5 protein-coding genes are annotated in these 4,990 nt (G+C 66.2%); 3 read left to right on the top strand and 2 right to left on the bottom strand.

Annotated elements, in window-relative coordinates; translation table 11 throughout:
- Positions 1-303 precede the first annotated feature (303 nt).
- From yaaA to queF, 3 genes are all read left to right on the top strand, one after another.
- Entirely contained in the window at positions 304-1,089 is a 786-nt protein-coding gene (yaaA, locus tag DBR23_RS13490; RefSeq protein WP_108498596.1) for a peroxide stress protein YaaA, read from the top strand.
- A gap of 36 nt (positions 1,090-1,125) precedes the next feature.
- Entirely contained in the window at positions 1,126-2,031 is a 906-nt protein-coding gene (locus DBR23_RS13485) for a 2OG-Fe(II) oxygenase (RefSeq protein ID WP_099729677.1), read from the top strand.
- A 99-nt stretch (positions 2,032-2,130) separates the two neighbouring features.
- The gene (queF, locus tag DBR23_RS13480; protein WP_056061310.1) at positions 2,131-2,976 is read left to right on the top strand and encodes an NADPH-dependent 7-cyano-7-deazaguanine reductase QueF; all 846 of its coding nucleotides are present in this window, start codon (positions 2,131-2,133) and stop codon (positions 2,974-2,976) included.
- Positions 2,977-3,011: 35 nt separating this feature from the next.
- On the opposite strand, the gene DBR23_RS13475 is transcribed toward queF, so the two are convergent.
- A complete protein-coding gene (locus DBR23_RS13475) occupies positions 3,012-3,278 on the bottom strand; it encodes a hypothetical protein (RefSeq protein ID WP_056061307.1) in 267 nt (88 codons plus the stop codon).
- A gap of 93 nt (positions 3,279-3,371) precedes the next feature.
- Positions 3,372-4,931, bottom strand: a complete 1,560-nt coding sequence (locus DBR23_RS13470) for a PAS domain-containing methyl-accepting chemotaxis protein (RefSeq protein ID WP_108498595.1) — start codon at positions 4,929-4,931, stop codon at positions 3,372-3,374.
- Positions 4,932-4,990 lie beyond the last annotated feature (59 nt).

Raw genomic sequence — 4,990 nt, 5'->3', positions numbered from 1 at the left:
GGTCCGCTGGTGCTGGTGGAAACCCGCCGCGACCTGTCGGCCATGGCGCTGCCGTTTGAGCAGCCCCCCGCAGCCTGATGCGCTGCAATGGCTGCTGCCCCAGGGCTGCAGCCTGCACCAAGAAGGCGGCTCAGGCCGCCTTCTTTTTTTGGGCAACCGAGCAAGCACCGTGCTGGGCGCCAATACCCGCAAGCCGCAGAAGACGGTCGTCCAGCAGGTACCATTTCAGGCCGCTGGTGCAGCCAGCAACCCGCGCTTTCCAGGCCACACTTCACCCCCGAGATCCACGGACCCTTTGCCCCCATGCTGTTCCTGCTGTCTCCCGCCAAATCGCTCGACTACGACACGCCCGTTCCCGAAGGCCTGCCGCACACCACACCCCAGTTTGTGCCGCAGTCCACGGCCCTGATCGAAGTCCTGCGGGAGCAGTCGCCGCAGCAGATCGCGTCGCTGATGGAACTGAGCGACACGCTCGCGGCGCTGAACGTGGCGCGTTACCAGGCCTGGCGCCCCCGCTTCACGGCCCACAACTCGCGCCAGGCGGTGCTGGCTTTCAATGGCGACGTGTACGAGGGGCTGCAAGCCCGCAGCCTGAGCACTGACGACCTGCACTGGGCCCAGAGCCATGTCGCCATCCTCAGCGGCCTGTACGGTGTGCTGCGGCCGCTGGACCGCATGCAGCCCTATCGCCTGGAGATGGGCACGCGCCTGGCCACCGAGGCAGGCAGCAACCTGTACCAGTTCTGGGGCCGCCAGATTGCCGAGCACCTGAACACCCGGCTGCGCGCCGACACCACGCCAGTGGTGATCAACCTCGCCTCGCAGGAATACTTCAAGGCCGTGGACCGCAAGGCACTCAAGGCCCGCGTGATCGAATGCGTGTTCGAGGACTGGAAGGGCGGCAACTACAAGATCATCAGCTTCTTTGCCAAGCGCGCACGCGGCCTGATGGCGCGCTACGCCATCACCCACTGCCTTGCCACACCCCACCAGCTCGAAGGGTTTGACCTGGACGGCTATGCCTTTGCCCCGGCATCATCCGAGCCCGAGCGCCTGGTCTTCCGGCGCAAGACCCCGGCCTCCGCATAAATCCGCCCACCACCCTGCTCTTGTTGAAGGACCGCCATGGCATCGCGTTCTGACCAGCACCCGGACAGCACCACCACCCAGCACGCCAGCGCAGCGCGGCAGGCCATCACCCCCGAGTTGCGCCGCTGGATCATCGAGCAGGCCCAGGCGGGCTACGCTGCGCCCGTGGTGCTGCAGTCCATGCGTGACGCAGGCTGGGACGAAGACGTGGCGGCGGATGCGCTGGAGATCACGCTGCAGGAGCACCTGAACGACTTGGCTGTGCAGCAGGGCCTGCCCTCGGCCGTGCGGGTGCCCGAGCCCCGGCTGGATGAATCCCCTGCCCAGGTGGACTGCGGAGACCGCGCCGTGAATGTGCTGCTGGCCATGGCACAGCCGCGCATCGTGGTGTTTGGTAACCTGCTGTCGCCCGAGGAGTGCGATGCCCTGATAGCCGCTGCAGAGCCCCGCATGGCACGCTCGCTCACCGTGGCCACCAAGACCGGGGGCGAAGAGATCAACGCCGACCGCACCAGTGACGGCATGTTCTTCCAGCGCGGGCAAAGTCCCCTGATCCAGCGCATCGAGGAGCGCATTGCACGCCTGCTCCACTGGCCCATCGAAAACGGCGAAGGCCTGCAGGTGCTGCACTACCGCCCCGGCGCCGAATACAAGCCCCACTACGACTACTTCGACCCCGCCGAGCCCGGCACGCCCAGCATCATCCAGCGCGGCGGCCAGCGCGTGGGCACGCTGGTGATGTACCTGAACACGCCTGACAAAGGCGGCGGCACCACCTTCCCCGACGTGCACCTGGAGGTGGCGCCGCAGCGTGGCAACGCGGTGTTCTTCAGCTACGAGCGCCCGCACCCGTCCACCCGCACCCTGCATGGCGGCGCCCCCGTGATCGCCGGGGACAAATGGATTGCCACCAAATGGCTGCGTGAGCGGGAATTTCAGTAAAAACCCCGGCATGCGCTAGTCGAACATGCGTCAGCAGCTATAAAAATAGTAGCAATAGCACAGACCCCCTTGGAAACCACACACCCGAAAGACCAGGCCATGAACACGCCAGAACAATCCCAACTCGGCAAGGCATCGGCCTACGTGGACCAGTACGACGCCTCGCTGCTGTTCCCCATCCCCCGCGCGGGCAAGCGGGCCGAGATCGGCATCACCGGCTCGGCGCCCTTCTTCGGGGCCGACCTGTGGACGGCGTTCGAGCTGTCCTGGCTGAATGCGCGTGGCAAGCCGCAGGTGGCGCTGGCGCACATAACCGTGCCCTGCGAGACGCCCAACATCGTCGAGAGCAAGTCGTTCAAGCTGTATCTCAACAGCTTCAACAACACCCGCTTTGCCGATGCGGCCGAGGTGCAGGCCCGCATCCGCGCCGACATCAGCGAAGCCGTATGGCGTGGCGCCGACCACCCCGCCACCGTGGGCGTGAAGCTCATCGCACCAGAGCTGTTCGACCAGGAGCCCGTGCATGAGCTGGACGGCCTGAGCCTGGACCGGCTGGACGTGGAATGCACGCGCTACCAGCCCGCGCCCGACCTGCTGACGGCCACATTCAACGAAGCGCCCGTGACCGAAACCCTCACCAGCAACCTGCTCAAGAGCAACTGCCTGGTGACCGGCCAGCCCGACTGGGGCAGCGTGCAGATCAGCTACAGCGGCCCGCAGATCAACCAGGAAGGGCTGCTGCAGTACCTGGTGAGCTTTCGCAACCACAACGAGTTCCATGAGCAGTGTGTGGAGCGCATCTTCATGGATGTGTGGACACGCTGCAAACCCATCAAGCTCACGGTGTATGCGCGCTACACGCGCCGGGGCGGGCTGGACATCAACCCCCTGCGCACCAGCCACCCGCAGGCCCTGCCGCGCAACGTGCGCACTGCCCGGCAGTAGGCCTGCCCCCGCCACCCGTCAACCGACCGCATCCGTCAGTTGCGCGCGTCGATCCAGTCGCACCGCAGAGTGTGGCGCAAGTGCGCGCGGGTGCGCCAGGCAACGTACAGGCTGGGGACAAAAATGCCGATCAGGCAGACCGGCGCGGCGCAGGGCTCGCCAAAAGCGCAGATGGGAAACCAGCCCACCCAGCCCAGCATCCAGACCGTCAGCACCAGGTCCCACAGGTGGTATTCGAGCGGGTGGTCGGCCTTGTGCGCCACATGCCACTGCTTGATGCGCTGCAGCTCGTCGAGGGTCATGGTGATCTCCCGGAAAACGGGAAAATCACTGTAAGTTACGAGTAAGAATTCGTCAAGGTGCGAGTATTCCTTGGCGGCTCGTTGCAGCGCCGCTCACCCCAGCCGGAACACATCCACCGAGCGGCCCAGCGACACCGCGCTCTCCTTGAGGCCCTGGGCGGCGGCGGCAGATTCCTCCACCAGCGCGGCGTTCTGCTGCGTCACGGTGTCGAGCTGGGTCACGGCCTCGTTGACCTGGGCAATGCCCTGCGACTGCTCCTTGGTGGCGCTGCTGATCTGCTGGACCAGCGTGCTCACGCGTTCCACCGCATGGACCACACCTTCGATGGTGGTACCGGCATGGTCCATCTGCTGCGCGCCGCTGGCAATCTGGTTCACCGTGACGCCAATCAGACCGCTGATCTCCTTGGCCGAGCTGGCACTGCGTTGCGCCAGGGCCCGCACCTCGCCCGCCACCACCGCAAAGCCCCGGCCCTGCTCGCCCGCGCGGGCGGCCTCCACAGCGGCATTGAGCGCCAGCAGATTGGTCTGGAAGGCAATGCCTTCGATCACGCCCACGATCTCGCTGATCTTGGTGGACGACAGCTTCATCTGCTGCATGGCCGCTCCCACCTCCTGCACCGCCTGGCCACCACGCGTGGCGATGTCGCTGCTCTGTGCGCTCTCGTGCGACACCTTGGCCGCTGTCTCCGACGTCTGCAGCACCGTGCTGGCCAGTTGCTCCATGGCCGCGGCGGTTTCTTCCAGGCTGCTGGCCTGCGACTCGGTGCGGGCCGACAGGTCCATGCCGCCGCGCGCGATTTCGTCGGCCGATTCGATGAAGTTGCGCACCTCCGTGCGCACGTCGCCCACCACGGCGCGCAGGTTGACCTGGGTCTGTTGCAAGCGCTGCATCAGCGCGCCCAGGGGTTGGGGATAGTCGGTGCCCACCGATGTGGCGAGGTTGCAAGCCGAGATGTCGGATGCGAAGCGGGTGGCATCGTGCACGCCCTGCAGCACGGTGGCCTGAAAGCGCCACAGCGTCCACCCCGCCCCCAGCACCAGCAGCGCCAGGCGGGCCACCCAGGCGGTGGTGCCTTGCAGCCCCATCACGTCGGGCAACAAGGCCAGCAGCACCGTCATCAGCAGCAGGATCGCCATGCGGGGCAGCAGCGCCATCTGCGCCAGGCGCTGCTGCCAGCCACGCACTCCCCGGTAGCGCACGTTGCCCGAGTCCAGGTAGAAGCTGCTTGCGCCCGAAGCCGCCTCGCTGCGCATCTGGGCATACAAGGCCTCGGCGGCCACCATCTCGGCCGCACTGGGCTTGGTGCGCACCGACATGTAGGCGCGTGGCTTGCCGCCCTCCATGATGGGGGTGACGTTGGCTCGCACCCAGTAGTGGTCGCCGTTCTTGCGGCGGTTCTTGACCAAGCCCGTCCAAGGCTCGCCCCGGCCAATGGTGCGCCACATGTCCTTGTAAGCCTCGGGCGGCATGTCCGGGTGGCGAATGATGTTGTGCGGCTGGCCGATGAGCTCGTCGTAGCTGTAGCCACTGACGCGCACAAACGCCGGGTTGCAGTGCGTGATCTCACCCTTGGTGTTGGTGCTGGACACCAGCAGCTCATCACCGGGGTAGTCAAAATTCTGCTGGGTCACTGGCAGGTTGATGCGCATTCGAGGCTCCTGAAGGGCCTGCGGCAGGGGCAGGCGGCGCGGCTTTTTGTGGCGTGTTG

It is taken from the genome of Acidovorax sp. HMWF018, assembly GCF_003061035.1.
Lineage (GTDB): Bacteria > Pseudomonadota > Gammaproteobacteria > Burkholderiales > Burkholderiaceae_C > Acidovorax > Acidovorax delafieldii.
The sequence above is the reverse complement of the archived record's forward strand: the minus strand, read 5'-3'. Positions and strand labels throughout refer to the sequence as shown.

What these genes read in the sequence shown, in the direction of transcription:
- yaaA (WP_108498596.1), top strand. Translation starts at nt 304, where the DNA reads ATGCTGTTCCTGCTGTCTCCCGCCAAATCGCTCGACTACGACACGCCC.
- DBR23_RS13470 (WP_108498595.1), bottom strand. Translation starts at nt 4,931, where the DNA reads ATGCGCATCAACCTGCCAGTGACCCAGCAGAATTTTGACTACCCCGGT.
- DBR23_RS13475 (WP_056061307.1), bottom strand. Translation starts at nt 3,278, where the DNA reads ATGACCCTCGACGAGCTGCAGCGCATCAAGCAGTGGCATGTGGCGCAC.
- DBR23_RS13485 (WP_099729677.1), top strand. Translation starts at nt 1,126, where the DNA reads ATGGCATCGCGTTCTGACCAGCACCCGGACAGCACCACCACCCAGCAC.
- queF (WP_056061310.1), top strand. Translation starts at nt 2,131, where the DNA reads ATGAACACGCCAGAACAATCCCAACTCGGCAAGGCATCGGCCTACGTG.